The 26,516-nt window shown below is 74.6% G+C and carries 24 protein-coding genes; 14 read left to right on the top strand and 10 right to left on the bottom strand.

Annotation, left to right across the window (positions count from 1 at the left end; genetic code table 11):
* Nucleotides 1-3 precede the first annotated feature (3 nt).
* The 3 genes from ACSU53_RS13165 to ACSU53_RS13155 form a co-directional block, all read right to left on the bottom strand.
* A complete protein-coding gene (locus ACSU53_RS13165) occupies nt 4-1,515 on the bottom strand; it encodes a DUF2637 domain-containing protein (RefSeq protein ID WP_437027496.1) in 1,512 nt (503 codons plus the stop codon).
* Between the two features lie 238 nt (nt 1,516-1,753).
* A complete protein-coding gene (locus tag ACSU53_RS13160) occupies nt 1,754-2,614 on the bottom strand; it encodes a DUF3558 domain-containing protein (protein WP_437027495.1) in 861 nt (286 codons plus the stop codon).
* Between the two features lie 139 nt (nt 2,615-2,753).
* Nucleotides 2,754-3,674, bottom strand: coding sequence for a DUF3558 domain-containing protein (locus ACSU53_RS13155; protein WP_437027493.1), 921 nt, complete (start codon nt 3,672-3,674; stop codon nt 2,754-2,756).
* Nucleotides 3,675-3,889: 215 nt separating this feature from the next.
* Here ACSU53_RS13155 and ACSU53_RS13150 point away from each other — a divergent pair, with 215 nt between their 5' ends.
* Nucleotides 3,890-5,083, top strand: a complete 1,194-nt coding sequence (locus ACSU53_RS13150; RefSeq protein ID WP_437027492.1) for an RtcB family protein — start codon at nt 3,890-3,892, stop codon at nt 5,081-5,083.
* Nucleotides 5,084-5,228: 145 nt separating this feature from the next.
* On the opposite strand, the gene ACSU53_RS13145 is transcribed toward ACSU53_RS13150, so the two are convergent.
* A complete protein-coding gene (locus tag ACSU53_RS13145) occupies nt 5,229-6,014 on the bottom strand; it encodes an SDR family NAD(P)-dependent oxidoreductase (protein ID WP_437027490.1) in 786 nt (261 codons plus the stop codon).
* A gap of 264 nt (nt 6,015-6,278) precedes the next feature.
* Nucleotides 6,279-6,617 carry a YnfA family protein gene (locus ACSU53_RS13140; protein ID WP_437027488.1) on the bottom strand — a complete coding sequence of 113 codons (339 nt, stop codon included), beginning with the start codon at nt 6,615-6,617 and terminating at the stop codon, nt 6,279-6,281.
* Between the two features lie 175 nt (nt 6,618-6,792).
* On the opposite strand from ACSU53_RS13140, the gene ACSU53_RS13135 reads away from it, so the two are divergent.
* From ACSU53_RS13135 to ACSU53_RS13090, 10 genes are all read left to right on the top strand, one after another.
* On the top strand, nt 6,793-7,362 hold the full coding sequence (locus tag ACSU53_RS13135) for a hypothetical protein (protein ID WP_437027487.1): 570 nt from the start codon (nt 6,793-6,795) through the stop codon (nt 7,360-7,362).
* 20 nt (nt 7,363-7,382) lie between these two features.
* Nucleotides 7,383-7,862: a MarR family winged helix-turn-helix transcriptional regulator gene (locus ACSU53_RS13130; RefSeq protein ID WP_437027486.1), complete on the top strand. Its 480-nt coding sequence runs from the start codon at nt 7,383-7,385 to the stop codon at nt 7,860-7,862.
* Between the two features lie 528 nt (nt 7,863-8,390).
* Nucleotides 8,391-9,500: an LLM class flavin-dependent oxidoreductase gene (locus ACSU53_RS13125; protein ID WP_437027484.1), complete on the top strand. Its 1,110-nt coding sequence runs from the start codon at nt 8,391-8,393 to the stop codon at nt 9,498-9,500.
* Nucleotides 9,497-10,216, top strand: coding sequence for a CE1759 family FMN reductase (locus ACSU53_RS13120; RefSeq protein ID WP_437027482.1), 720 nt, complete (start codon nt 9,497-9,499; stop codon nt 10,214-10,216). The genes ACSU53_RS13125 and ACSU53_RS13120 overlap by 4 nt, the downstream gene beginning before the upstream one ends.
* A gap of 74 nt (nt 10,217-10,290) precedes the next feature.
* On the top strand, nt 10,291-11,043 hold the full coding sequence (locus tag ACSU53_RS13115) for a response regulator transcription factor (protein WP_437027480.1): 753 nt from the start codon (nt 10,291-10,293) through the stop codon (nt 11,041-11,043).
* A 355-nt stretch (nt 11,044-11,398) separates the two neighbouring features.
* Nucleotides 11,399-12,745, top strand: a complete 1,347-nt coding sequence (locus ACSU53_RS13110) for an ATP-binding protein (protein ID WP_437027478.1) — start codon at nt 11,399-11,401, stop codon at nt 12,743-12,745.
* Nucleotides 12,746-13,028: 283 nt separating this feature from the next.
* On the top strand, nt 13,029-14,294 hold the full coding sequence (locus ACSU53_RS13105) for an ArgE/DapE family deacylase (RefSeq protein WP_437027477.1): 1,266 nt from the start codon (nt 13,029-13,031) through the stop codon (nt 14,292-14,294).
* Between the two features lie 91 nt (nt 14,295-14,385).
* The gene (locus tag ACSU53_RS13100; RefSeq protein WP_437027475.1) at nt 14,386-15,093 is read left to right on the top strand and encodes an AAA family ATPase; all 708 of its coding nucleotides are present in this window, start codon (nt 14,386-14,388) and stop codon (nt 15,091-15,093) included.
* Nucleotides 15,094-15,491: 398 nt separating this feature from the next.
* Complete coding sequence (locus tag ACSU53_RS13095; RefSeq protein WP_437027473.1) at nt 15,492-15,947, top strand: SRPBCC family protein; 456 nt, start codon at nt 15,492-15,494, stop codon at nt 15,945-15,947.
* A 53-nt stretch (nt 15,948-16,000) separates the two neighbouring features.
* The gene (locus ACSU53_RS13090; RefSeq protein WP_437027471.1) at nt 16,001-16,747 is read left to right on the top strand and encodes a class I SAM-dependent methyltransferase; all 747 of its coding nucleotides are present in this window, start codon (nt 16,001-16,003) and stop codon (nt 16,745-16,747) included.
* Between the two features lie 64 nt (nt 16,748-16,811).
* On the opposite strand, the gene ACSU53_RS13085 is transcribed toward ACSU53_RS13090, so the two are convergent.
* Complete coding sequence (locus tag ACSU53_RS13085) at nt 16,812-18,629, bottom strand: serine/threonine-protein kinase (protein ID WP_437027469.1); 1,818 nt, start codon at nt 18,627-18,629, stop codon at nt 16,812-16,814.
* A 323-nt stretch (nt 18,630-18,952) separates the two neighbouring features.
* Between ACSU53_RS13085 and ACSU53_RS13080 the strand changes: the two genes are divergently transcribed.
* Together ACSU53_RS13080 and ACSU53_RS13075 are read left to right on the top strand one after the other, a co-directional pair.
* Entirely contained in the window at nt 18,953-20,647 is a 1,695-nt protein-coding gene (locus tag ACSU53_RS13080) for a sensor histidine kinase (protein WP_437033174.1), read from the top strand.
* A 241-nt stretch (nt 20,648-20,888) separates the two neighbouring features.
* Nucleotides 20,889-21,542 carry a response regulator gene (locus ACSU53_RS13075; RefSeq protein ID WP_437027468.1) on the top strand — a complete coding sequence of 218 codons (654 nt, stop codon included), beginning with the start codon at nt 20,889-20,891 and terminating at the stop codon, nt 21,540-21,542.
* Nucleotides 21,543-21,817: 275 nt separating this feature from the next.
* On the opposite strand, the gene ACSU53_RS13070 is transcribed toward ACSU53_RS13075, so the two are convergent.
* Together ACSU53_RS13070 and ACSU53_RS13065 are read right to left on the bottom strand one after the other, a co-directional pair.
* The gene (locus ACSU53_RS13070; protein ID WP_437033172.1) at nt 21,818-22,327 is read right to left on the bottom strand and encodes a DUF4396 domain-containing protein; all 510 of its coding nucleotides are present in this window, start codon (nt 22,325-22,327) and stop codon (nt 21,818-21,820) included.
* A 273-nt stretch (nt 22,328-22,600) separates the two neighbouring features.
* A complete protein-coding gene (locus tag ACSU53_RS13065) occupies nt 22,601-24,106 on the bottom strand; it encodes a SulP family inorganic anion transporter (protein WP_437027466.1) in 1,506 nt (501 codons plus the stop codon).
* A 428-nt stretch (nt 24,107-24,534) separates the two neighbouring features.
* Between ACSU53_RS13065 and ACSU53_RS13060 the strand changes: the two genes are divergently transcribed.
* Nucleotides 24,535-24,945 carry a MerR family transcriptional regulator gene (locus tag ACSU53_RS13060; protein WP_437027464.1) on the top strand — a complete coding sequence of 137 codons (411 nt, stop codon included), beginning with the start codon at nt 24,535-24,537 and terminating at the stop codon, nt 24,943-24,945.
* On the opposite strand, the gene ACSU53_RS13055 is transcribed toward ACSU53_RS13060, so the two are convergent.
* Entirely contained in the window at nt 24,923-25,729 is an 807-nt protein-coding gene (locus ACSU53_RS13055) for a cytochrome c oxidase assembly protein (RefSeq protein WP_437027462.1), read from the bottom strand. The two genes, ACSU53_RS13060 and ACSU53_RS13055, sit on opposite strands and share 23 nt — an antisense overlap.
* Nucleotides 25,726-26,118, bottom strand: coding sequence for a DUF2243 domain-containing protein (locus tag ACSU53_RS13050; RefSeq protein ID WP_437033170.1), 393 nt, complete (start codon nt 26,116-26,118; stop codon nt 25,726-25,728). Before ACSU53_RS13050 ends, ACSU53_RS13055 begins: the two co-directional genes overlap by 4 nt.
* Nucleotides 26,119-26,516: the final 398 nt, after the last annotated feature.

The following is a 26,516-nucleotide window of genomic DNA, read 5'->3' as shown; positions in this document are numbered from 1 at the left end:
GGGTCAGGCGATGTGGTTCTCCTCCAGTTCCGCGTTGAAGCGGTTGGAGAAGCGGGTGACCATGCGCTTGGCCTCGGCGTCGGGGAGGGACGTGCCGTACGTCGCCTCGATGTTCTCGCCGAACTCGCGCGGGGTGGGGAAGCTGTCGTTGATCGACTGCTTGAAGACCTGGTAGAAGCCCTCCTCGTCGGGCTCCTGCGGCTCCTGCCCCTGCTGGGGCCCCTGGGGCTGACGGGCCTGGTCCTGACCCTGGTCCTGGCCCTGTTGCCGGAACTGCTGCGGGCCGCCGCCCTCGCCCAGCTCACGGGTGCGCCCGCCCGGCACGACGGGGATGGGGAAGCTGCCGGTCTCCTCCGGCGAGGGCTCCTGGAGCGGGGGCTCCTCCTCGTACTGGTCGCGGTACTGGTCGGCCTGCTGCTGCTCCTCGTACCACTGGGCGTACTGCTCGGCCGGGTCGTACGTCGGGTCGTAGCCGCCCTGGTACTCGACGTGCCGGGGGGTGTTGAACCAGGGGCTCTGGTCCTCGCCGTCGGGACCCGCCCCGCCGTCGGGGCCCTGGGGGCCGCCGGGGCCGGGGCCGTACGGGGTGCCGGGGCCGGGGCCGGGGCCGTACGGGGTGCCGGGCCGGGCCGGTGCGTTCCCGGCCGGGGCCGCCCGCCCGGCGTACGCCTCCTCGCCGGCGCCACCCGGCCGCCCGCCCGCGCGGTGGCCCTCCAGCTGCAGCCGCTGCTCGCCGGGGGCCGGCGCAGCGCCCACCTCCGCCGGGGACGCGGGCCGGCCGACCTCGGCCGCCTCCGCGCGGGGCGCCGGCGGGATCAGCGCCGGTTCGATGCCGGCCGCCGCCAGGCCCGCCGGGGCGGTGTCGGCGAGCGGGACACCGTACTTGGCGAGCCGCAGCGGCATCAGCGACTCCACCGGTGCCTTGCGGCGCCAGGCGCGGCCGAAGCGCGACCGCAGCCGCGCCTGGTACACCAGCCGCTCCTGCTCCAGCTTGATCACCTGGTCGTAGGAGCGCAGCTCCCACAGCTTCATCCGGCGCCAGAGCAGGAAGGTGGGCACCGGCGACAGCATCCACCGGGTGAGGCGCACGCCCTCCATGTGCTTGTCGGCCGTGATGTCGGCGATCCGGCCGATCGCGTGCCGCGCGGCCTCCACCGAGACCACGAACAGCACCGGGATGACGCCGTGCATGCCCACGCCCAGCGGATCCGGCCAGGCCGCCGCGCCGTTGAAGGCGATGGTGGCGGCCGTCAGCAGCCACGCCGTCTGCCGCAGCAGCGGGAACGGGATGCGGATCCACGTCAGCAGCAGGTCCAGGGCGAGCAGGACACAGATACCGGCGTCGATACCGATGGGGAAAACGTAACTGAAGTCCCCGAAGCCCTTCTTCAGGGCCAGCTCACGGACCGCCGCGTACGAACCGGCGAAGCCGATGCCGGCGATGATGACCGCACCGGTGACGACCACGCCGATGAGTATGCGGTGCGTCCGTGTCAGCTGCATTGGCGCGGCCACCGGTACTCCCCTCCCTTTGCGTCTTGTTGCGCGCAACAGAGTGGCACATGTGTGCGGGAGACGGGTGGCCGGTTCCGTTTCGTCGTGGGATCCCTCACGGGACAGGGTCCCTGACCGGGGCGCGGACGGGGGCCCCGGCCGCGTTCCGGGCAGGGCTCCGGCAGGCTCCGGAACACCGCCGCGGGCCGTGCCCGCGCTGCGCCTGCCGTGCCCCTGCCGCGCCCTGCCGTGCCCCGGCTCAGTCCTTGCCGGACGCCTTCGAGGAGGACGACGACCCGGACGGGCTGGTGGACCCGGACGGGGACGGCGACGCCGACCCGTCCTTGCCGTTGGCCTCCACCACCGAGGCGACCGCGTCCTCGGCGGCCTTCTTCGCCTTCTTCATCAGACCGTCGGCGTCCGGCGTCTTGTCCCCGGCGAAACCGGCCCCGTTGTAGTCGACGGTCACCACCACGTTCTCGGTGCGCACCACGACCGTCTGCTGCTGGAAGGTGCCTTCCTTCTTCTTCAGCTCGTAGTGCACGGCGGTCGCCTCGTCGCCCAGGCCCTCGACCGGCTCGGCCTTGACACCCTTCGCGCCCTCGGTGCCCTGCGCGTCCTCGACCTGCTTGTCGTAGTACTTCCCGGCGAGTTCGTCGCCGGCGCCGCGCGTGACGTCCGAGTCGTAGCGCAGCAGCGAGACGTTCAGCCAGCGGTACTGCGAGCCCTTGACGCCGTTGCTGTCCAGGCTGTCCCAGGAGCAGCTGGTCCGCTTCGCGATGTCGTCCGACGTGCCCTCCTTGCCGCCCTCGGCCTCGGGCACCAGGTCCTTGAGGGTCTTCTTCGACAGGACCTTGCAGGCGTCCTCGGGCAGCTGCCCGAACACCGCCGGCCGCACCGTCGGGGACGGGGAGGCGGACGCCGACGCGGAGGCGTCGGACACCTTCGGGTCCGTGCCGCCGTCGGAGCCGGAGTCCGAGGAGCAGCCGGCGGCGACCAGCATCGCGGGGACGGCCGCGGCGACGACCAGGCCCCGGGAGAGGCGTGCTCTCCCGCTCCGCCTGGACGCCGTGGGTGCTCCTCCCAGGCCGTGCTGGTCTCGCTGTACTCGTCGCTGCATGGTTCCTTCACTCATGACGCTCGTGTTCCCTGCGGTCCGGTCCGGATCGGGTCCGAGGGGTCACGGTACGCGGTATGTCTCCCGCGCGGTCCTGCTTCACGGGGTTCGCGCCGTGCGGTGAAGAGGGCCCGAACGGGCCTCAGCCGCCCAGTGACTCGGCCAGCCGGGAGGCCAGTTCCCGGGCCCTGTCCTGCATTTCCTCGCTGTCCGGCTCCACGCCGACGGCGGCGGGCTGCTCGGCGTACTGGATGGTCACGATGACGTTGGACGTGCGGAACGCCACAGTCACCGTCCGCTCCTTGGCCGTCGAACCGGAGCTGCTCAGCACGTCGTCGAGGAACGCCTCGTCGCCCAGGTCCTCCAGCACCCGCGGCCGCAGGTCGGCGTCGGACGCCGCGGAGGACGAACCCGACGAGGACGGGGACGAGTCCGAGTCCGAGGACGGGGACGAGGAGGAGGACGGTGACGAGCCGGAGGCATCGGACGAGCCGGACGCATCGGAGGAGTCGGAGGGCTCGGCGGGCGAGGACGCGGCGGAGGAAGGGGAGGAGGACGGGTCCGGGGCCTCCGGCGCGCCGGTGCCGGCCGTGCCGGACCCGGTGGCCGACGGCTCCGGAAGCCGGGCCGCGGACCGCCTCGACGCGAAGAGCGTCTCGGCCTGGCTGTCGTCGCTGACGCTGTTGTCGTACGAGACGATCCGCTCGAAGTCGACCAGCAGGTGGTCCGTGGCGTTCGCGGACTCCACCTTCCAGCGGCAGCCCACCTTGCGGTCGGTGTCGTAGGTCAGCGTCGCCTCGCCCGCGTACGCCTTCCGCCGCTGCGCCTCGTCGGTCAACTCGCGCAGCCCCGGCAGCAGTTCCTCCAGCGCCTTGTCGCCGACCGTGCCGCACGGCTCGGGCAGCGTGGCGTACCGGCCCGGCTGTGCCGCCTGCGACGCGGTGCCCGGTTGACCGGGGTTGGAGTTGTCGGACTGCGCCCCGTCGCCCGAGCCGCCGGTGCACCCGGCCAGCAGGGCCGCGAGGAGTGCGGCGGCGCCGGATACGTACGCCCTGCGCTGCACGGTCGGGCTCCTCTCGGGTGGGTGGCGCGGGCCGGTGCCCGCCTTGCCTCGCGGTGTCCCCGCCGGTATTTCGGTTGCCGGGCCGGGGTGTCCGCTGGAGACAATGTGTATCGCACGCACTGCCGTGAACGCCGGTCCGGCATCCCATTTCCGTGACCTTGGCGCCGGTTTTGCGTTTCGATGCTTCTGTGGTGATCCGGGGGAATGAGGGCGACATGTCGTATGTGGAACTGCCGGGTGCGAAGGTACCGATCCGGATGTGGGCGGACCCCGCGACGGTGGAGGAGGGTGCGCTCCAGCAGCTGCGGAACGTCGCCACCCTGCCCTGGATCAAGGGGCTCGCCGTGATGCCCGACGTGCACTACGGCAAGGGCGCGACGGTCGGGTCGGTCATCGCCATGCGCGGTGCGGTGTGCCCGGCGGCGGTCGGGGTGGACATCGGCTGCGGGATGTCGGCGGTGCGGACCTCCCTCACCGCCAACGACCTGCCCGGCGACCTGTCCCGTCTCCGGTCCAAGATCGAGCAGGCCATCCCGGTGGGCCGCGGCATGCACGACACGGCCGTCGACCCGGGCCGGCTGCACGGCTTCGCGACCGGCGGGTGGGACGACTTCTGGAGCCGCTTCGGGGGCGTCGCGGACGCGGTGCGCTTCCGTCAGGAGCGCGCCACCAAGCAGATGGGCACGCTCGGCGGCGGCAACCACTTCGTCGAGGTGTGCACGGACACGGAGGGCGCCGTCTGGCTGATGCTGCACTCCGGCTCCCGCAACATCGGCAAGGAACTCGCCGAGCACCACATCGGCATCGCGCAGAAGCTGCCGCACAACCAGGACCTGGTCGACCGCGACCTCGCCGTCTTCGTGGCGGACACCCCGCAGATGGCGGCCTACCGCAACGACCTGTTCTGGGCGCAGGAGTACGCGAAGTACAACCGTTCCATCATGATGGCGCTCCTGAAGGACGTGGTCCGCAAGGAGTTCAAGAAGGCCAAGCCGGTCTTCGAGCAGGAGATCAGCGCGCACCACAACTACGTGGCCGAGGAGCGCTACGACGGCATGGACCTGCTCGTCACCCGCAAGGGCGCGATCCGCGCGGGCTCCGGCGAGTACGGGATCATCCCGGGCTCCATGGGCACCGGCTCGTACATCGTCAAGGGCCTCGGCAACGCCCGGTCCTTCAACTCGGCGTCCCACGGCGCCGGCCGCCGGATGAGCCGCAACGCGGCCAAGCGGCGCTTCTCCACCAAGGACCTGGAGGAGCAGACGCGGGGCGTGGAGTGCCGCAAGGACTCCGGCGTCGTGGACGAGATCCCGGGCGCCTACAAGCCGATCGAGCAGGTCATCGATCAGCAGCGGGACCTGGTGGAGGTCGTCGCCAAGCTCAAGCAGGTGGTGTGCGTGAAGGGTTGACGAGGTGTCAAGTGAACGCTGACGAGGCGTCAGGAGGGCGATGGCGAAGCGTCAGGAAGGGGCGGGGTCAGGGGCCGGGTGGCGCGGGGGGCCGCCCGGCCCGTGACCCCGCCCCGGTGTCGTGCCCGTGCCGGGACGAGGCGGGTCAGGGGCGCTCGCGGTGGACCTTGGTGTTGGACGCCTGCGCACGGGGGCGGACCACCAGCAGGTCGATGTTGACGTGGCTGGGCCGGGTGACCGCCCAGGTGATGGTGTCGGCCACATCGGCGGCGGTCAGGGGTTCGGCGACGCCCTCGTAGACCTTGGCGGCCTTCTCGGTGTCCCCGCCGAAGCGGGTGAGCGCGAACTCGTCGGTCTTCACCATGCCGGGCGCGATCTCGACGACGCGCACCGGTCGGCCGACGATCTCCAGGCGCAGCGTCTCGGCGAGGACGTGCTCGGCGTGCTTGGCCGCCACGTAGCCCGCGCCGCCCTCGTAGGTGGCGAAGCCCGCCGTGGAGGACACGATCACCACGGTGCCGTCGCCGCTCGCCTCCAGCTTGGGCAGCAGCGCCTGGGTGAGGTGGAGGGTGCCGATGACGTTCGTCTCGTACATCCGGCGCCAGTCGTCCGGGTCGCCGGTCGCCACCGGGTCGGCGCCCAGCGCGCCGCCGGCGTTGTTGACCAGCACGCCCACGGTCCGGAAGGCGGTCGCGAAATCGTCGACCGCGGCACGGTCGGTGACGTCCAGCGGATACGCCGTCGCCGAGTGGCCGGCCGCGGTCAGCTCCTCGGCGAGCGCCTCGATGCGGTCCTTGCGGCGCGCCGTGAGGACGACGCGGTACCCGGCCTCGGCCAGCCCGCGCGCCGTGGCGGCCCCGATGCCGCTGCTCGCCCCGGTGACGACGGCGATCCGCGAGGCGGCGGGCGGTACGGCGGCGGGGCTGGGCATGGGCGCTCCTCGGTCGGGACGGGCCGGGCCGGACGGCAGGCCCGGCGCGGCAAGGCCGGGCCGGGGCTCACCCGGCCGGTGCGGGTGGTCGGCGCCCAGCGTAGACGGGGTCTGCGGGTACGGGCGGGGGCGGCGGCGGCCGGCAAGGGGCTCGGCCAGGAGGCACGCGGTTGCGCGCGGCTGCGTGCGGTTGCCTGCGCGGCACCGCGGGCGGAGCGGGCGGCCCGGCTCCGGTGGCTCCCTCCGGTCGGTCACCCCGGTGGCTCACCCCCCGTTGCGGGGCGCCCACATGATGACGGCCATCCCGGCGAGGCAGATCAGGGCGCCGGTGATGTCGTACCGGTCCGGGCGGTAGCCGTCCGCGAGCGCGCCCCAGAGGATCGACCCGGCGACGAAGATCCCGCCGTAGGCGGCGAGGACGCGACCGAAGTGGGCGTCGGGCTGGAAGGTGGCGACGAAGCCGTACGCGCCGAGGGCGAGGACGCCGCCGGTGGCCCACATCCACCCGCGCTGTTCCCGTACGCCCTGCCAGACCAGCCAGGCGCCGCCGATCTCCAGGACGGCGGCGAGGGCGAACAGGGCGGCGGAGCGGAGGATCAGCATGGGGTCAGCTTCGCACGCGGCACGGTGGGCCCCTCCGGGTGTCCGGCGGGCCGTTTCCGGCGTCCTTCGGGGGCGGGTGTCACCTGTTGGACGGCGCCTGTGCGGGGCGGCGCGGGGGATACATCCACACGATCACGGTGAGTCGGTGCGATGCGGAGCGGGAGCGGGTGGCGGCATGCGGAATCCGGTCGGGCGGCAGCGGAACGTTCGGGAGCGCGGCGGTGCGGGGCGGCGCTGGGCGCGGGTGAGGGCCGGGGCCCCGGGAGCGGGGCGGCGGGCGGCGCGCGTGCTCGGGGCGGGGGCGGCGGTCCTCGCGCTGACCGCCGGTACGGCCTCCGGGGCGGCAGCGCTGGACCGTGCCGAGGCCGACCTGGCGTACCACGGCGTCGCGACACTGGTCGCGGGGGAGACCGACGTGCGGCTGGTGCCGGTGAACCACGGGCCGTCGGCCGTCGCCGACGCCACGGTGCGGCTCCAGTGGTCGGAGCCGCTCGCCGACGAGCAGCCGGAGCTGCCGGCGGGCTGCGCCCGGTCGGGCGGGCAGGCGGTGCTGTGCCGCACGGGTGCGCTGCCCGTGGACGGTGTGGGGGAGCGGATCGGGCTGCGGGTGCGGCTGGAGGGGGCGCCGTCGGAGGTGTACGTCGACGTGGACACCGTGTGGAGCGGCGGCGCGCTCGACCGCAACCGGCTGAACGACCGGCAACGGGTCCTGGTGCTGGACACCGGGGACGAGTACCACTTCTGAGCGGGACGGACGGGCGGGGCGTGTCCGGGACCCCCGCGCGGGAGCGGCTGCTGGCGGAGCTGGCCGTGGTGTCCCGGCGCCACATGGCCGCGTACGTGCTGCTCAACCAGGCCGTCGCCGACCGGCTCGGGCTGCACCCCACCGACCTGCAGTGCCTGAACCTGCTGACCCTGGAGGGCGGTCCGGTGACGACCGGCCGGATCGCCGTGCTGACGGGCCTGTCCACCGGTGCGGCGACCCGGCTGGTGGACCGGCTGGAGCGGGCCGGGTACGTGGTGCGCGAGGGGGACCCGGCCGACCGGCGGCGCGTGCTGGTGTCGGCGGTGCCGGAGCGGGCCGACGCGTTCCGCCGCGAGTGGGACGGCGTCGGCGGGAGCTGGGTCGCCCTCTTCGACGACCTCGACGACGACCGGCTCGCCGGGTTCGTCGACCTCCTGGGACGGGCGAGCGCCTTCGCGGCGACGCGGGCCACCCGGCTGCGGTCGGGGGACGAGGGGTAGGGAGGCCGGCCGGGGCGGCCGGACCGGGCTCCCGGGGGGCGGGCGCCCCCGGCCGGCCGGCCGCGGTGCGGCAGCGGGCCGGGCCCGCCCGGCACGGGGAGGGGGAACGGGCCGTGCCAGGGGTGCGGGAGGCAGCGCGCGAGCAGCAGGGCTGGGCGCGCGCGGCGGGGGGCGGGACGGCCTCATCGGGGAGGAGCCCGGCCCGGTGCGTGGGTGCCCGGGCCCGGCGCGTGGGGTACCCGGGAGGAGCCACGGCCCGCACGGGTCGGAACCGGCACGGGAAGCCGCCGAGGCGCGGGCCGGGAGCGGCACGGGGCGGGGCCGGGGCGCAGGTGCGGGAGCCGCACGGGGGCGCCGCCGAGGCGCGGGTCGGACCCGTCGGTGCCGCCGCCGGGGCGGGACACCTCGCAGGCGGACGACACCGGCCGCACGGCGGGCCGTGCCCGGGAGGCGGGCCGGGAATAGGACGTGCGGGCGCGCCGTTCCACGGATATAGTTGAACGGTAAACAACTTGGAGGGTGAGCCGGATGCAGTTCGGGATCTTCAGCGTCGGGGACGTGACCCCCGACCCCACGACGGGACGCACGCCGACCGAGCGCGAGCGGATCAAGGCCATGGTCGCCATCGCGCTGAAGGCCGAGGAGGTGGGCCTGGACGTCTTCGCGACGGGTGAGCACCACAACCCGCCGTTCGTGCCGTCGTCCCCCACGACCATGCTGGGCTACATAGCCGCCCGCACCGAGCGGCTCGTCCTCTCCACCTCGACCACGCTGATCACCACGAACGACCCGGTGAAGATCGCCGAGGACTTCGCGATGCTCCAGCACCTGGCCGACGGCCGGATGGACCTGATGATGGGGCGCGGCAACACCGGCCCGGTCTACCCCTGGTTCGGGCAGGACATCCGCCAGGGCATCAACCTCGCCATCGAGAACTACGCCCTGCTGCACCGGCTGTGGCGCGAGGACGTCGTCAACTGGGAGGGCAAGTTCCGCACCCCGTTGCAGGGCTTCACCTCCACGCCCCGCCCGCTGGACGACGTCCCGCCGTTCGTCTGGCACGGCTCGATCCGCTCGCCGGAGATCGCCGAGCAGGCCGCGTACTACGGCGACGGCTTCTTCCACAACAACATCTTCTGGCCGGCCGACCACACCAAGCGCATGGTCGAGCTGTACCGGACCCGGTTCGCGCACTACGGGCACGGCACCCCCGAGCAGGCGATCGTCGGCCTCGGCGGCCAGGTGTTCATGCGCAGGAACTCCCAGGACGCGGTGCGCGAGTTCCGCCCCTACTTCGACGTCGCGCCCGTCTACGGACACGGCCCGTCGCTGGAGGAGTTCACCGCGCAGACGCCGCTCACCGTGGGCTCGCCGCAGCAGGTCATCGAGAAGACGCTGTCGTTCCGCGACTACGCCGGTGACTACCAGCGCCAGCTCTTCCTGATGGACCACGCCGGACTGCCGCTGAAGACGGTGCTGGAACAGCTCGACCTGCTGGGCGAGGAGGTCGTGCCGGTGCTCCGCGAGGAGTTCGCCAAGAACCGCCCGGCCGACGCCCCCGAGGCGCCGACCCACGCGTCGCTGCTCGCCCGCAAGGCCCGCGAGGACCGCAAGAACACGGAGGTGACCCCCGCATGAAGCTCGTCGTCGTCTCGGCGGGACTGAGTGTGCCGTCGTCCACCCGGCTCCTCGGCGACCGGCTGGCCGCCGCCGCGCGGGCCGCGGCACCGGCTGCCCCGGCGGACGTCCGGGTGGTCGAGCTGCGCGACCTCGCCGTGGAGATCGCGCACACCTTCACCAACGGCTTCGCCGGCCGGTCCCTGTCCGAGGCGTACGAGGCGGTGACGCAGGCCGACGGGCTGATCGTCGTGACACCGGTGTTCTCGGCGTCGTACAGCGGTCTGTTCAAGTCGTTCTTCGACGGGCTCAGCGTCTCCGAGCCGGAGGCGCTCGCCGGGAAGCCGGTGCTCGTCGCGGCGACCGGCGGCACGGCCCGCCACTCGCTCGTCCTCGACCACGCCCTGCGCCCGCTGTTCTCGTACCTCAAGGCCGTCGTCGTGCCCACCGGCGTCTTCGCGGCCTCCGAGGACTGGGGCGCCGGGGGACTGGACGGCCGCATCGAGCGCGCGGCCCGGGAACTGGTGGCGCTCGCCGCTCCTGCCGCGACCACCGCCCCGGAGACGCCGGGCACCGCCTCCGGCACCGCCCCGGCCGCCGCGTCCGGCACCGCCCCGGGCACCGCCTCCGAGGGGCTGACCGGCGTCTCCGGCGGCCGGGCGATGCCCGCGCGGGACACGTTCGAGGAGGTCGTGCCCTTCGAGGAACGGCTCGCCGCGCTGCGCCCCACCGGGTGAGCACCCCGTGACCACCCGGCCCCGGATCCCTCCACCGGGGCCGGGTCCGGCGTCGGCGTTGCACACTGGATGCCGTGCCGCACACCGTCCTGCTCGCCGAAGACGACCGCGCGATCCGCCACGCCCTGGAACGGGCCCTGACTCTGGAGGGCTACCGGGTCACGGCCGTCGCCGACGGCGTCGAGGCCCTCGCCCAGGCCCACCGCAGCCGGCCCGACGTGCTCGTGCTGGACGTGATGATGCCCGGCATCGACGGCCTCCAGGTCTGCCGGGCGCTGCGCGCCGAGGGCGACCGCACCCCGGTGCTGATGCTGACCGCGCTGGTGGAGACCGCCGACCGCATCGCGGGACTGGACGCGGGAGCCGACGACTACGTCGTCAAGCCCTTCGATGTCGACGAGGTCTTCGCCCGCCTCCGCGCCCTGCTGCGCCGGGCCGCCGCCCCGGCCCCCGCGCCCGCTCCGGGCGAGGCGCAGGGCAGGGCCCCGGAGCCGGCGCCGGACCCCGCCCGCGGGCCGGCGGCGGGACGGTTCGTGGAGGCGGCCGGCGTGCGCATGGACCCGCAGGCCCGCCGGGCCTGGCGCGGCGGACGGGAACTGGAACTCACCCGCACCGAGTTCGAACTGCTGGAACTGCTGGTCCGCAACGCGGGCACCGTGCTGGACCACTCCACGATCTACGACCGCATCTGGGGTTACGACTTCGGCCCCGGCTCCAAGAACCTCGCCGTCTACGTCGGCTACCTGCGCCGCAAACTGGACGAGCCGGACGGCCCGCAGCTGATCCACACCGTGCGCGGTGTGGGGTACGTGCTGCGGGAGGACTGAGGCCCCGGTGACGGCCCGGGACGACAGCCGGACGGGAGCGGATACGACGGCAGGCACGGAGACCGCGGCAGGGACGGATACGGCGGCAGGGACCGGGACGGAGGCAGGGGCAGGGTCACGAGGGGGGCGGGCGCTTCCGGGGGCCGGTGCCGTTGCCGGTGCCGTGGCCGGTCCTGCGGGCGGTGGTTCCGCCGCTGCGGGACACGCAACCGGTGCGGGGGCCCTTCCCCCGGCCCGTCCCGTGCCCCGCCCGGAGGCCCCTCGTCCCCGCCGCCGGACGCGCCCTCGTTCCCGGCTCCGCCTCCGCCCGCGGCTGCTGTCGCTGGGGACCACGTTCGCCGTCGCGTTCGCCGCCGTGACGGCCTCCGTCACCCTGCTGATCGGCTTCCTCTCCTACACCGCCGCCGCCCGGCTGGTCCGCGTGGACCAGCAGTCCGTGTTCCACGAGGTCGTGCAGGACCTGCGCAACGAGGTGCGGGCCAACCACATGACCCCGGTGGACTTCTCCTCCACCGCTCCCGGCCACGACCTCGTCCGCCCCGCCCGCACCGACGTCCAGGTCCTCGGACCGGACGGCGACGTCTTCGACCCGGGCCGCCCGGGCCTGCCGGTCGAGGACGCCGACCGCCGGATCGCCGGGTCCACCGCCGCCGGGGACGCCGTCGAGCACGCCGACGTGCGGGTCGGCGACGACCTCTACCGGGTGGCGACCGTCTCCCTGGGCGGCGGCCGGGGCGCCGTGCAGGTCGCCCAGGAGTCCAGCGACACCGAGGACCTGCTGCGCACCCTCCAGCGCCGCACCCTCGTGCTGATGGCGGCGGTGGTGCTCGGCGCGGGGCTGTTCGGCTGGTGGCTGGCCCGGCGCATCACCCGGCGGCTCGTCGTCCTCACCCGTGCCGCCGAGGACGTCACCCGCACCCGCCGGCTCGGCATCCAGGTGCCCGTCGCCGGGCACGACGAGGTCGGCCGCCTCGGCCGTGCCTTCGACCGGATGCTCGGGCGGCTCGCCCAGTCCGAGGAGGACCAGCGGCGGCTCGTCCAGGACGCCGGCCACGAACTGCGCACCCCGCTGACCTCCCTGCGCACCAACATCAGCCTGCTCCGCCGCATCGACGAGCTCCCGCCCGGCACCCGGGAAGAGCTCGTCGCCGACCTCGCCCAGGAGGCCCTCGAACTGACCGACCTGGTCAACGAACTCGTCGAACTGGCGGCGGGGCAGTCCGACACCGAGCCGCCCCGGCGGGTCGACCTCGCCGAGGTCGCGGAGGAGGTGGCGGCCCTGGCCCGGCGGCGGAGCGGCCGGCGGATCGTGGTCCGCGCGAGCGGGCACACCGTCACCGACGGGCGGCCCGGGATGCTCACCCGGGCGCTGTCCAACCTGGTGGAGAACGCCGTCAAGTTCGACCGGGACGGCCGCGCCCCCGTGGAGATCGACGTCGCCGGTCCGGACGGCCCGGGCCCCGTACGGGTCGAGGTGCGCGACCGGGGGCCGGGCATCGCCGACGGCGACCTGCTGCACGTCTTCGACCGCTTCTACCGCGCCGCCGACGCCCGTTCCCTCCCGGGCTCCGGGCTCGGTCTGTCGATCGTCCGCGAGGTGGCCCTGTCCCACGGCGGCGCCCCCTACGCGGCCCGGCGGCAGGGCGGCGGCACGGTGACCGGGTTCACGGTGGGCGGGGCGCGACCGCACGACGAGGAGTGAGCGGGAACGCCCTCCTCCGGGACCTGGGGAGCCGGTCCCGGGCCGGTCCCGCGACGACCACGCCGGGGTGCCCCGGGGAGGCTTCCGGGCTCCTCCCGGGGCGCGTCCCGGCGCCCGGGGGCCCTCCTTCCGCACGCCGGTGGCCCCGGGCGGCCTGCGCGGGACCGGCCCGTGCCCCTGGTGCGGCGGGCTGTGAAGTGCGCCACCGCGTACGCGCGGTCACCCGCGAGCATGTATGCGTCCGGGGGCCGGGTGGGCCGCCCCCGGAGGGGAGGGACGGCACGTGCTGACCGACGAGGAGGCCGCCGTGCTGGCGGCGATCGACGAGGACGCCCTGGGACGGACCCTGCTGGAGCTGATCTCGGTGCCCAGCGTGACCGGCAGCGCCGCCGAGTCGCAGCTCCAGCACCAGCTGGCCGGGCGGCTGGAGTGGCTGGGGATGGACGTCGACCTGTGGTTCATGGACCTGCCCGCGCTCCGGGCCGACCCGGACTTCCCGGGCACCGAGGCGCCCCGCGAGGAGGCGTGGGGCCTGGTCGGCACCACCCCCGACGGCGGTGACGGGCCCACCCTGATCCTCCAGGGCCACGTCGACGTGGTCCCGCCGGGCGACCCGGCCGCCTGGGACGGCGACCCGTTCGTGCCCCGGGTGACGGGGGACCTCGTGCACGGACGCGGCGCCTGCGACATGAAGGCCGGGCTGGCCGCGCACCTCGCCGCCCTGGCCGCGATACGGACGACCGGCACCCGGCTGCGCGGCCGGGTCGCGGCCCACTTCGTCGTCGGCGAGGAGGACGGCGGCCTCGGCGCCTTCGGCACCCTGCGCCGCGGCCACCGCGGCGACGCCTGCGTCATCGCCGAACCCACCGCGGGCACCCTGATCACCGCCACCGCGGGCGCCCTCACCTTCCGCCTGGCCGTCCCCGGCAGGGCGGCCCACGGCAGCTCCCGCGAGCAGGGCGTCAGCGCCGTCGACGCCTACCTGCCGCTGCACCGGGCGCTGGCCGCCCTGGAGACCGAGCGGAACCGGGACCCCTCCCCGCTGCTGGCCGAGTACCCGATCCCGTACGCCGTGTCCGTGGGAACCGTCCGGGCCGGGGACTGGGCGAGCAGCGTGCCGGACCTGCTGGTCGCCGAGGGGCGGCTCGGGGTGCGGATCGACGAGGACCCGGCGGACGCCCGCGCCGGCCTGGAGCGGTGCGTGGCCGAGGCGTGCGCGGCGGACCCCTGGCTGCGGGAGCATCCGGCGACGGTCACCTGGCCGGGCGGGCAGTTCGCCGGCGGCCGGCTGCCCGAGGGGCACGCGCTGGCGGACACCGTGGCGGGCGCGCACGCCGACGCGACGGGCGGCCCCCGGCCGCGGCAGCGCGGCGCCGCCTACGGCAGCGACCTCAGGCTCTACGCCGGTGCGGGCATCCCCACGCTCCAGTACGGGCCGGGGGACATCGCGGTCGCGCACAGCGAGCGCGAGCACGTGTCCCTGCGGGAGGTGGTGCGGGTGGCGCGCACCCTGGCGCTCACGGTGCTGCGGACGGTGGGGACGAAGTAGCAGGCAAGCAGCCCCCGCGGCGCGTGGCGGAGGGCGGGCGGCGGTCGTGCCGTTCCGGGCCCGGTGCGGGCCGCTGTGGGAGACTCGACGGGTGATCATCGAACGTGCGTACGCGCACGGTGGTGACCGGGACGGCGCGGAGTGGCCCTGGTCGGTGCCCTGCGTGCGGGAACTGCTGCACGGCGGGCTGCGGTTCACCGCGCCGGTGACGTTCGTCGTCGGGGAGAACGGCTCCGGGAAGTCCACGCTCGTCGAGGCCCTGGCGGAGGGCTTCGGCCTGGACCCGTGGGGCGGCTCCCACGAGTGGCGCTATGCGAGCCACCGCACGAAATCCGCGCTCGGTCAGCGCATCCGCTTCGACGCGGCGCCCCGGGGCCGTCGCATGCTCGCCTCCTGGTCCGCCCGCCAGGGCTTCTTCCTGCGCGCCGAGACCGCCCTGGACGCCCTCGGCCGTGAGGGGCTCGACCCCGAGGCCCGCAGCCACGGCGAGGGCTTCCTCGCCGCGTTCCGCGACAAGTTCTTGCGCCCGGGCCTCTATGTCCTGGACGAGCCGGAGGCCGCGCTCTCCTTCTCCTCGTGTCTCGAACTGCTGGGCCACTTCGACAAGTTGGCGCGTCAGGGTGCGCAGATCATCTGCGCGACCCACTCGCCCCTGCTGACCGCGCTGCCGGGCGCCGACATCGTCGAGGTCGGCGACCACGGCATGCGCCGCACCGCCTGGGAGGACCTCGCCCTCGTCGACCACTGGCGGCGCTACCTCGCCGATCCGCGCGCCTACCTGCGGCACGTACTGGACTGACACCGTCCGGCCCGTCCGGCACGGTCGGCGGGACCGGCCCGTCCTGCCCGTCCTGCCCGTCCGGCATGGCCGGCTCGCGCGGCGGGCAGGGGCCGGTACGCCCGGCACGCCCGGCGTGCGACCGGCCCGCCCGGCACGGCTGGCCGGCTCGACCGCACGGCCGGCGCGGCGGGCAGGGAGCGGCCTGACCTGACCGGCCCGGCCGGCCGAACCGCACGGCCGGCGCCGGCCCGGACCGACCCCGCGCGACTCCCGGACCCGCACCCTCGCGCTGTCCCCATCGGCCCCGCGATGTCCGGGCGGGCGATGAGTTCCGGCCCCGGCGGGGGTCCACCCTGCGACAGGAACCACGCACACCACCGTCGTGGACGAGTGGACGACACCCCGAGGAGACACCCATGAGCACCGAGCAGACCCCCCGCACCGGCCCCTTCTCCTACGCCCTGACCCGCACGCTGGATGCCCCCGCCGCGACCGTCTGGCGGGCCTGGACCACCCCCGACACGTACGCGCGGTGGGCCTACGCCGTGCCGGGGAGCGTCGAGATGGACGTCCGGCCGGGCGGGGCCTGGAAGGCCACCGTGGCCACCCCCGACGGTGACCGCGTCCCGCTGACCGGCTCCTACCAGGAGGTCGACCCGCACCGCCTGCTGGTCCTCGCCATGGACCGGCCCGGCGGCGCCGAACCCAGTTCCATGGCCATGCAACTCGACGCCCGGGACGACCACCGCACCACCATCGTCCTGCGTCAGACCTGCGACACGGCCGAGGAGCGGGACATGGCGGAACAGGGCAGCACCCTGCTCCTCGACAGCCTGACCAGCTACCTGGAGCAGGGTGTGCCCCGGTCCTGAACCGGGCGAAAAGGGTTGGACAGCGACCGTGCCCGCGTCGCAGGGTGGGCGGCGTGGACCAGGAGCAGATCTGGAACGACGCCGCCGCCCGCCGCTACGACACCCCCGGCACGGGGATGTTCGCCCCCGAGGTGCTCGGCCCCACCGTGGACCGGCTCGCCGAACTGGCCGAAGGGGGGCGGGCGCTGGAGTTCGCCGTCGGCACCGGCCGGGTGGCGCTGCCGCTCGCCGCGCGCGGGGTGCCCGTGACCGGGATCGAACTCTCCCGCCCGATGGTGGCGCAGCTGCGCACCAAGGCCGACGAGGCGGCCCTGCCCGTCGTGGTCGGCGACATGGCGACGGCCCGCGCCCCGGGGACGTACACGCTGGTGTACCTGGTCTACAACACGATCTCCAACCTGCTCACCCAGGACGAGCAGGTCGCGTGCTTCCGCAACGCCGCCCGGCACCTCGCCCCCGGCGGCCGCTTCGTGATCGAGCTGGGGGTGCCCGAACTGCGCGCGCTGCCCCCGGGGCGGCGCGCGATCGTCTGGCACGACGAACCCGGCTACATCGGCCTGGACACCTACGACGTGGTCCGCCAGCACCTCGTGTCCCACCACGTCCGGTTCGAGGACGGCAGCGAGGAGGCGCGGCTGTTCCGCAGCCCGCACCGCTACATCTGGCCGTCCGAACTCGACCTCATGGGCCGGCTGGCGGGATTCACGCTCGCATCCCGCCACGCGGACTGGAGCGGCACCCGGTTCACCGAGGACTCGCCCTCCCACGTCTCCGTCTACCGGCTGCCGGTGGCCGGGTAGCCGGCAGCCGGAGACGCGGGGGTGCCGGGCCCGCCCCCCGGCCGGAACGGCGGGTCATCGCGGGTCATCCACCGGGCCCGGCACCGGGGCGCTTCCACGCGGTGACGTAGCCCTTGTAGGTGGGCAGGCCGTCGGGACCGACGCCGGGGACGATCTCGGTGATCTCGGCCTCGGCCACGTTGTCGTTGCTGGTGATGGAGCACAGGACGGTGCCGACCTTCACCTGCCGGCCCAGGCGCAGTTCCGCCGCGGGCAGCGGGTGGGACAGCACGGCGGTCTGCTGCTCCTCCGTGCACACCGTCGTCCGCTCCCCGACGACCACGAGCATGCTGCCGAGCCAGCCGTCGGAGTTGTAGACGAGCTCGGCCGGTCCCGGGAGCGCCCCGCGTTCCATGGTCGTGGACCGGGGGACGTCGAAGTCCAGGTGGTTGGCCCGGTCGTCGGAGGGCGGCGGGGCGAAGGTGAAGGGCTTGTGGGCGAACAGCAGGGTGTAGCCCGCGGGGGCGGACGGCACGGGGCGGTCGCCGCCGGATTCCTCGCCGCGGGCGCCGTCCTTGCCGTCGCCGGTCTGTCCGGGGGAGGCCGCGGGGCCGGTGCCCCCGGTCCGGTCGGCGTCCGCCTCGGCGCCGGTGCCCGCCCGGTCGTCCCGCGAGCGCCCGTCGTCCGCCTGCCAGGCCAGCGTCCCCGCGACGGTCACCGCCGCCACGGCGAGGGCCGCGACCGCCACGGTCAGCACCTTGGCGCGCCGCCGCGAACCGGCCGAGGGGTCGGCCCGGAGCGTCGTGCCCATCGACGGGGGCGGCCCGAAGCCGCCGGCCGGCGCGGGGCCCGGCCCGGGTACGGGCGGGTGTGCCGGTCCCCCTGCCGTCGCGGCCACCGCTGCCGCTGACGGCGCGGCGGATGGCGGAGGGAGGGGCGGTGTCGCCGGTGCGGCGAATGGGGGCCGCGGGCGTCGGACGAGGACGGTCGCCGCCTCCTCCGCCGAGGACACCGCCGCCGCGACGGCAGGGGGCAGCCAGTCGCCGAAGTCGGTCAGCGGACGGCCGGCCAGCTCCTCGCACAGCGCCGCCAGTTCGTCCGCGCCGGGGCGCTCGCCGGGGTCGGCCGCCAGGGCGGCCCGCAGGACCCGCCGCAGGGGTTCGGGGTAGGCGTCGAGCACCGGCGGACCGGTGTCGGTGGCGGCGATCAGCGCGGCGACCCCGAGGCCGGTGCCGTCCCCGTAGGGGTGGCGGCCGGAGCCGGTGACGGCGGCCAGCAGGCCGAGGGAGAAGACGTCGGCGGCCGGGCCGGGGTCCTGGCCCCGGGCGTGTTCGGGCGACATGAAGCGGGGCGTGCCCACGATGCCGCCGGTCACGGTGAGGTTGGTGGTGTCGTCGGAGCGGGCGATCCCGAAGTCGATCAGCCACGGCCCGTCGCTGCCGATCAGGGCGTTGCTGGGCTTGACGTCCCGGTGCACGTACCCGGCGGCGTGCACGGCGTGGAGCGCCCGCGCGAGGCACCCGGTGACCTGGAGGGCGGCCGGGACGGGCAGCGGGCCGTACCGGTCGAGCAGGGAGTCCAGCGGCAGGCCCGGCTGGTAGGCGGAGGCGATCCAGGGCTGCTCCGCGTCGGTGTCGAAGTCGAGCACGGGAACCAGGTGGTAGCCGGCCACCGTCCGGGCGGCCTGCGCCTCCTGCGCGAACCGGCGGCGGTAGTGCGGGTCCCGGGCGTGCTCCCGGCGGATCACCTTCAGCGCGAGCGGCCGGTTCCCGCGCGTGCGCGACAGGTAGACGGTGCCCATGCCGCCCTCGCCGATGCGGGCTTCGAGCGGGTAGCCGCTGATCTCCCTGGGATCGTCCGGCCCGAGTGGATCCAGACCGCCTCCGTCACCGACCGGCCGCATCCGCCGTCCCCCTCCCCGATTGCCGAGCCCTCCCCGAGTGGCCGCAGCCTAACCGCCGGCCGGGTGCGGCGCCTGAGTACCAGCACCCATGTACCGCGGCCTTCCGGGAGGGCGGAACGAGGCCCGGGACGACTTTCGTCGCCGGGCGCCGCGACCAAAGGTCACAGCGCCGGACGGCCGGCAGGCCCTACCGTGCTGCCGTGACGCACGCGGAATCCATGGAATCGATGACGTCGGCCGGGTCCGCCGTCCGGGCGCCGGACGCGGCGGGGCGCCGGGTGTTCCGCCCGGCCGAGCCGCTGAGGGCACTGTTCGCGCCCGGGATGTGGCCCACCCGGCGCGTGGTCGGGGAGTCCGTGCTCCTCCTGGTCGTGGTCGGCCTGTCGCTGGCCATCGACCTGACCGAGGACGCCGGTGTGCTGCGCACCGTCGCGACCGCGGCGCTGGTGGTGCTGCTCACATCGCTGCGCCGCGTGCTGCCCGCGACCGTCCTGGTGGTCACCGCCGCCCTCGCCGTGCTCCCCGCGCTGACCCTGCTGGTGCTCGTCGCCGCCTGGTCGGCCGGGCGGCGCATCGACGGGGCCCGCCGGACCTTCGGCGTCTTCGCCCTCGCCTACGTCCTGGCCCTGGCGTCCAGTTCGTGGGAAATGACCGGGCTGTCCCTGCCGATCCTGGCGCTCGGCGCGATGATGCAGCTCTTCTTCATCCTGCTGCCGGGCCTCGCCGGGCGCTATCTGTCGCAGCGCCGCACCCTGGCGGACATCCTCGGCGAGTACCACGCCCAGCTGCTGCGCGAGCGCGAGATCATCGCCGAGCACGCCCGGATAAGGGAGCGGCAGCGCATCGCCCAGGACATGCACGACAGCCTGGGGCACCAGCTCGCGCTCATCGCGGTGCACACCGGGGCGCTGGAGGTGGACCGCGACCTGACCGACCGTCAGCGGGAGGCCGTGGGGGTGCTGCGCGAGGCGTCGGCCGCGGCGATGCACGAACTGCGGGACGTGGTCGGCGTGCTGCGCGACGGGGTCGAGGCGCCGTCCGGCCCCGCGGGCGCTCCCGGGAACCCGGGCCCGTCCGACGGCCCCGGACAGCGCTCCCGCGGAGTGGCCGGCATCGAGGGCCTGGTGGAGTCCTCCCGCAAGGCGGGCGCGGTCGTGGAGCTGCGGACCTCGGGCGATCCGCGTCCCCTCGGCCCCGCGGCGGGGCACGCGGCGTACCGGCTGGTGCAGGAGGGCCTGACCAACGCCCACAAGCACGCGCCCGGCGCCCGGATCTCCGTCGGCCTGCGGTACGAGCCGGACTCCCTGGTCGTCGAGGTCGCCAACGGCCCCGCGAAGGGCCCCGCGCCGCACGGTGTGGCGAGCGGCGGACAGGGCCTGACCGGACTGGAGGAGCGGGCCCGGCTGGTCGGCGGCATGGTGCACGCGGGGCCCACGGAGGACGGCGGCTTCCGGCTCGCGGGCGTCCTGCCGTACGCCGCGCCGGCCGACGGCCCGGTCCAGCAGCCGCCGCCCGCCGCGGTGACGACATTCGTCGCACCGGTGAACGACCTTCGGGGGCAGAGCCCGGCGGGCCCCCTCGGTCAGAGTGATCGCGTTCTCGAACGGATCGCTCTGCCGAAGGAGTTGGCCAAGGCCATGAACAGGGACAAGAGACGCAAGGGCTTCGCCATCGGCTGCGGCGTGGCCGCCCTGGTGGGGGTGCTGCTGCTGGCCGGACTGGTCGTGGGCGGCGTGCTGCTGTTCCGTGAGGCGGAGAAGTCCATGATCGAGCCGAAGCAGTACGACGCCGTCGAGGTCGGCACGTCCGAGGCCGAGGTCCGCGACCGGCTGCCCAGCGGGGACTCCTTCCTGATGGACGGCCTGGACAAGGGCGCCCCGCCGGAGCCGCAGGGGGCCGAGTGCATCACCTACCGCTCCACCGAGATGGCGGACGACTGGGACAAGGAGCCGGTCTTTAGGTTCTGCTTCAAGGACGGCACCCTGATCGAGAAGAAGTCCTTCGAGGTCTCGGTGTAGTACGCCGGCGCCGTCCCGCACCGCCCGCCGGCGGGACGGGGCACCTCCGGCACGCGCGGCGCCTGCCCTCGGCGGGGCGGCCGGGGGCGGGCGCCACGGGGAGCGGCAGAGGGACAGCAGGGGGGGGCGGCAGGGGGCAGCAGGGGCGGCACCGGCCGGGAGGGCGCGCCCCGGGGTCGGGGATGATGTCCCGGTGTTCGCAGGCATGGGCCATGGCCGTACAGGACCACGCGGGGGAGTTGTGATCAGGGTTCTCGTCACCGATGACGAACCGCTCATCCGGGCGGGCATCAGGATGATCCTCTCCTCCGCCGACGACATCGAGGTCGTCGCCGAGGCGGCGAACGGCCGCGAGGCGGTCGACCTCGCCCGCACCCACGGCGTCGACGTCGTGCTGCTGGACCTGCAGATGCCGGTCATGGACGGACTGACCGCGCTGGCCGAGCTGCACCGGACCGCTCCCCGCGCCCGCGTGCTGATCCTGACGACGTTCGGCGAGCGGCAGAACGTCCTGCGGGCCCTGACCGAGGGCAGCTCCGGGTTCCTGCTGAAGGACTCCGCCCCCGCCGAACTGCTGGGCGCCGTCCGGGCGGCGGCGTCCGGCGAGGCGTACCTGTCCCCGGGGGCCACCCGGCACGTCGTGGACTCCCTGGCGTCCGGCGGCGCGGCGCAGCGCGCCGAGCAGGCCCGCCGGCGCCTGGAGATACTGACGGACCGGGAACGGGAGGTGCTGGCCCTGCTGGGCGAGGGCCTGTCCAACGCGGACGCCGGCCAGCGCATCCACATGAGCGAGGCGACGGTCAAGACGTACGTGAGCCGCATCCTCGCCAAGCTGGAGTGCGAGAACCGCGTCCAGGCCGCCCTCCTGGCCCGCGACGCCGGCCTCGACGCCTGAGCGCGCTGCGGGCTCGCGCGGCGTCGGTCGTTGTACGGCGTCGGGCGTTGCGCGGTATCGGTCGTCGTGCGGCGTCGGGCGTTGCGCGGTGTCGGCCTGCGCGGTGGCTGCTTGAGCGGGGGCCGTCGGGCAGGGCCCGCGTGAGTGCCCCGAGCAGGGCCCGCGGTGGCGCGGAGCCTGCCCGAGCGGTGGGCCGGATGTGCGGCGGGCCCCTTCCGGGTCGGGGGTGGGGGCTGACGTGCGGGTGCGACCGGGGCCGGGGGTGCGCTCCGGGGTCAGTGGTGGGCGTGGACCACGGCGTGGCCCTTGCCGCGGCCGATCATCCACTTGTTGACCGGTGCGGTGACCAGGAACGCGACGACGAAGCCGCCGAGCAGCGCCGACCAGAACAGCCCGTCGGCCAGGCCCGCCTCCATGGCGCCCGGGGTGAGGGCGATGATCCCGTTGTCGACCAGCTCCATCACGGCGATGGACACCGTGTCGGCGGCCAGCGCCACCTTGACCGCGGCCTTCAGGGACAGTCCCGCGCGCACCACCGCGACGAGGGTGAGCGAGTAGCCGAAGAGGAAGGCCAGGGCGATCGCGAGGACCATGGTCGCCGCGTTCCCCCACATGAGGGCGGTTCCGATGACCATGCCGAGGATCTCGCCGACGGCACACCCGGTGAGGCAGTGCAGGGTGGCCCGCACGGCCGTCGCCCAGGTCGCCCCGCCCGGAGCCGTCCCGGCGGCATGCGGTGCGTGGGGGCTCCGGTGCGCGTGTGCGGAGTGGGAGTGCTCGTTCATGGTGCTCATCCCCTTCACCGTTCACCGCCGGGGGTGCATCCGGCGGTTGCGAGCGACCGGTGGACGGGTCGTCCGGTGGACCGGCCGTCCGGTGGGCCGGCCGTCCGGTCCGGGAGCGGTAACGCTATACCCCCAGGGGGTATTCCCTGCGGCGGTGAGCCGGCCGGCCGCCGAGCCCGGAAGAGCCCGGAGCGGGCACCCGGAACGCTTCGTCCTCCGGGTGCCCGCTCCTCGACGGCACCAGCTGGTGCGATCCGGCGCGAGCCGAGCCGGTCAGTGACCGGCGAGTTCCCCGCTCAGTGAGGTGTGGATCCGGGCGCTCGGCTCGTTCAGCCCGATGATCTCCACGGTCTTCCCCCGGCGCGCGTACTTCGTCTCGATCGCGTCGAGGGCGGCGACGGACGAGGCGTCCCAGATGTGCGCGGCGGACAGGTCGATGACCACCCGGTCGGGGTCGGTGGCGTAGTCGAACCGGCCGACGAGGTCGTTGGAGGAGGCGAAGAACAGCTCGCCCGTCACCCGGTAGACCACGGTGGAACCGTCGGGGTCGGTGACCGCGGTGACGTCGGCGATGCGGGCCACCCGGCGGGCGAAGACGACCATCGCGGTGATCGAGCCCACGACGACGCCGATGGCGAGGTTGTGGGTGGCGACCACGCAGACGACGGTGACCAGCATGACGGTGGTCTCCCCGGCCGGCATGCGGCGCAGCGTCTTCGGGGCGACGGAGTGCCAGTCGAAGGTCGCGAAGGACACCATCACCATCACCGCCACCAGGGCCGCCATCGGGATGTCGGAGACGATCGGCCCGAAGACGATGCACAGCACCATCAGGAAGGCGCCGGCGAGGAAGGTCGACAGACGGGTCCGGGCACCGGACACCCGGACGTTGATCATCGTCTGGCCGATCATGGCGCAGCCGCCCATGCCGCCGAAGAAGCCGGTCACGATGTTCGCGACGCCCTGCCCGACGGACTCGCGGGTCTTGCTGGAACGGGTGTCGGTGATGTCGTCGACCAGCTTGGCCGTCATCAGCGACTCCATCAGGCCGACCAGAGCCATGGCCAGCGCGTACGGCGCGACGGTGGTGAGGGTGTCCAGGGTGAACGGCACGTCCGGCAGGCCCGGCACCGGGAGCGCGGACGGCAGTTCGCCCTTGTCGCCGACGGTCGGCACGGCGATCCCGGCCGCGACGGTGATCACGGTCAGGACGACGATCGACACCAGGGGCGCCGGGACCACCGTGGTGACCTTCGGGAAGAACACCATCAGCGCCAGACCGGCGGCCATCAGCGGATACACCGGCCACGGCACGTCCGTCATCTCCGGCACCTGCGCCATGAAGATCAGGACGGCGAGGGAGTTGACGAACCCGACCATCACACTGCGCGGCACGAACCGCATCAGCTTGGCCACGCCGAGCGCGCCCAGCACGATCTGGAAGACGCCGGCCAGGATCACGGCCGCGACGAGGTACCCGAAGCCGTGCTCGCGGTTCAGCGGGGCGATCACCAGGGCGACGGCGCCGGTGGCCGCGGAGATCATCGCCCGGCGGCCGCCGACGACGGCGATGGTGACGGCCATGGTGAACGAGGCGAACAGGCCGACCGCGGGGTCGACCCCGGCGATGATCGAGAAGGAGATCGCCTCGGGGATCAGCGCCAGGGCGACCACCAGTCCGGCCAGCACCTCGGTGCGCAGCACCCTGGGGTCGGACAGCCAGGTGGGACGTCGGGGGCCGCGCAGCCAGGCGGCCGGGGAGAGGGCGGGAGAGGACAAGAGAGGAGAACCTGTCGTGCTCGGGCACACCCGGCAGGGACGGCGGGCGCGCGGGAAGGCGTGCGGCGGATGAGCCCGGACGGGCTCCGGAGGGGTCCGCGAGCGGCGCGGACGGGCGTCAGACGGCGGTGGCCCGGCGGCCCCGGCGGGGCGTGACGGGCGGGCGCGGGGTCACGGCGGACAGGCAGCGGCGACGCGGGGCGGCACGCGCATGCACTCTCCTGGGACGATCGGGGACCATGGTCTTCCGGACTTCGCCGGGGGCGCCATCGGCCCCGACACGGCTGACGGTCACGGGACCGCGTCCCGCACCATGGAACGGGCACGGCACACCACCGGCCCGGCACCGGAGCAACCCTACCCTAACGTTAGAGTAGAGATCGGCGCCCGCCGTCCGCGGCCGGCGAGAGACGAGGAAGGCACCCCGCGTGAGCAGCGAGCACATGCAGATCGGCGAGGTCGCCGCACGGACCGAGCTGTCGCTGCGCACCATCCGGCACTACGAGGAGACCGGCCTCGTCATCCCCTCCGCCCGCTCCCAGGGCGGCTTCCGCCTCTACACCGAGGCCGACGTCGCCCGTCTGATGGTGATCCGCCGCATGAAGCCCCTCGGCTTCACCCTCGACGAGATGCGCGACCTGCTCGACATCACCGACCGCCTGGACACGGACACCGCCGGCGAACTCCCCGCCGACGAGCGCGAGGAACTGCTGGACCGCCTCCGCGCCTTCGACCGCGCCGCCCGGCAGCGCGTCGAGGACCTGCGCACCCAGCTGTCCCGGGCCGAGGACTTCGCGGCGACCCTGGCCGCCCGCCTCACGCGGCTTCCCGTGCCCTGACCGGTACCCGGGCGCGGGCGCGGAGGCGATTCCGCCGCCGGCCGACGGCCGCGTACCACTGCACGGCGAGCACGAGCGCGAGCGCGACCTCCACGGCGTCCCCGCCGTAGTACATGACCTGCGCGCCGAGCCGCAGGTCGGACGTCCCGAAGGAGGTCCCCGGGGGCGCGTCGGCGTACAGGCTCTTGGCGAGAACGGCGTGGGCGGTCCCGGCCAGGAGCAGCGTCGTCCCCCGCAGCGGCAGACCCCACCGGCGTCGCACGGGGTCGAGCGACAGCACCGAGAAGGTGAACAGCAGACCGGCCGCCAGCATGTGCAGGTCGAGCAGCGCAGCGAGGACGGGCCGGTGGTGCACGGCGGACAGCAGGCCGGTGCGGTACAGCACCCAGAGCCCGCCCAGGTCGACGACCGCGGCCACCGGGGGGAACAGCAGCCACCCCGCCGGAGCGGAGTGCGCCACCCGCAGCATCCCGCGACGGACGCCGCCCGGCGGCAGCACCCGCAGGGTGAGGGTGAGCGGGCGGGCGACCACGAGCAGGACGGGCCCGGCCATGCCGATCAGCAGGTGACGCACCGCGTGCGCGGTGAACGGTTCCCCCGGCACCTGCCCGCACAGCCCGTGGACCACCATCGCGCACCCGGCCACGAAGAGGCCGTCCCGGCGCCACGGCCAGGCGTCGCCGCGCCTCCTCAGGACGGCGGCGGCCCCCAGGTACGCCGCGCCGGCCAGGCCGCAGGCGACGACGGCCACCGCGACGACGGCCGGAGCCGGGCCGGCCGTCACGACACCCGCCGCTCCCGCCGCCCGGCGCGCACCAGGACGCCCGCCCCGGCCAGCAGCAGCGCGAGACCGCTTAGGTTCCATGCCCAGTCGTAGGGGGCGAGGTCGACGCCGTACCGGATCTGGTGCACCCGCAGCAGCTTGTGGTCGACGACGCCGTCGAAGAGCTGGAAGCCGCCCAGGCCCAGGAGGAACCCGCCCCAGCCGTGCACGGGCGACAGGGCGCGGCGGCGCCGCAGATCCGCGTAGAGGAAGAAACCGGCCACCAGCGCCAGCAGTGACGCGGTGTGCAGCAGGCCGTCGGAGACGAGCGCCGCACCGGAGGTGGAGCGGTCGTAGAAGTGGTGCCAGTGCAGGATCTGGTGGAAGACGATCTCGTCCACGGCCGCCATCACGGCCGCGCCGATCAGTGCGCACACGAGGACCGAACGGCGGCGGTCGTCACGCCCCGCGCGGCCCGCCTGCTCCGGCTGTCCGTGAACCGTCACCCGGTGGGTCCCCCTTTCCGCGTTCGGTCGGTCGTCGGTCGTCGGTCGTCGGTCGTCGGCCGTCGGTCGTCGGTCGTCGTCCGTCCGCGGGGTGAACGGGCCGTTGCCGTCGGCCGGTTGTCCACTGTCCGTTCGTTGCCGTTGCCGTTGCCGTCGCCGTTGCCGTTGCCGTCGCCGTGGCGGTGGCGGTGGCGGGCGCGGGTGGCCGTGGCGGTCGCCGACGAGCGCGGCCCCGGCCCGGCCGGGCGTCGCGGACGACGCGCAGCCGGCCGGGGCCCGTGGCCCGGAATGCGCGGCCCGGG

It is taken from the genome of Streptomyces sp. enrichment culture (genome assembly GCF_964273255.1).
In the GTDB taxonomy this organism is placed as follows: domain Bacteria; phylum Actinomycetota; class Actinomycetes; order Streptomycetales; family Streptomycetaceae; genus Streptomyces.
This window is presented reverse-complemented; position numbering and strand designations above follow the sequence as displayed.

What these genes read in the sequence shown, in the direction of transcription:
- ACSU53_RS13160 (WP_437027495.1), bottom strand. Translation starts at nt 2,614, where the DNA reads ATGCAGCGACGAGTACAGCGAGACCAGCACGGCCTGGGAGGAGCACCC.
- ACSU53_RS13150 (WP_437027492.1), top strand. Translation starts at nt 3,890, where the DNA reads ATGTCGTATGTGGAACTGCCGGGTGCGAAGGTACCGATCCGGATGTGG.
- ACSU53_RS13145 (WP_437027490.1), bottom strand. Translation starts at nt 6,014, where the DNA reads ATGCCCAGCCCCGCCGCCGTACCGCCCGCCGCCTCGCGGATCGCCGTC.
- ACSU53_RS13140 (WP_437027488.1), bottom strand. Translation starts at nt 6,617, where the DNA reads ATGCTGATCCTCCGCTCCGCCGCCCTGTTCGCCCTCGCCGCCGTCCTG.
- ACSU53_RS13135 (WP_437027487.1), top strand. Translation starts at nt 6,793, where the DNA reads ATGCGGAATCCGGTCGGGCGGCAGCGGAACGTTCGGGAGCGCGGCGGT.
- ACSU53_RS13125 (WP_437027484.1), top strand. Translation starts at nt 8,391, where the DNA reads ATGCAGTTCGGGATCTTCAGCGTCGGGGACGTGACCCCCGACCCCACG.
- ACSU53_RS13120 (WP_437027482.1), top strand. Translation starts at nt 9,497, where the DNA reads ATGAAGCTCGTCGTCGTCTCGGCGGGACTGAGTGTGCCGTCGTCCACC.
- ACSU53_RS13095 (WP_437027473.1), top strand. Translation starts at nt 15,492, where the DNA reads ATGAGCACCGAGCAGACCCCCCGCACCGGCCCCTTCTCCTACGCCCTG.
- ACSU53_RS13085 (WP_437027469.1), bottom strand. Translation starts at nt 18,629, where the DNA reads ATGCGGCCGGTCGGTGACGGAGGCGGTCTGGATCCACTCGGGCCGGAC.
- ACSU53_RS13080 (WP_437033174.1), top strand. Translation starts at nt 18,953, where the DNA reads ATGTGGCCCACCCGGCGCGTGGTCGGGGAGTCCGTGCTCCTCCTGGTC.
- ACSU53_RS13070 (WP_437033172.1), bottom strand. Translation starts at nt 22,327, where the DNA reads ATGAACGAGCACTCCCACTCCGCACACGCGCACCGGAGCCCCCACGCA.
- ACSU53_RS13050 (WP_437033170.1), bottom strand. Translation starts at nt 26,118, where the DNA reads ATGGCGGCCGTGGACGAGATCGTCTTCCACCAGATCCTGCACTGGCAC.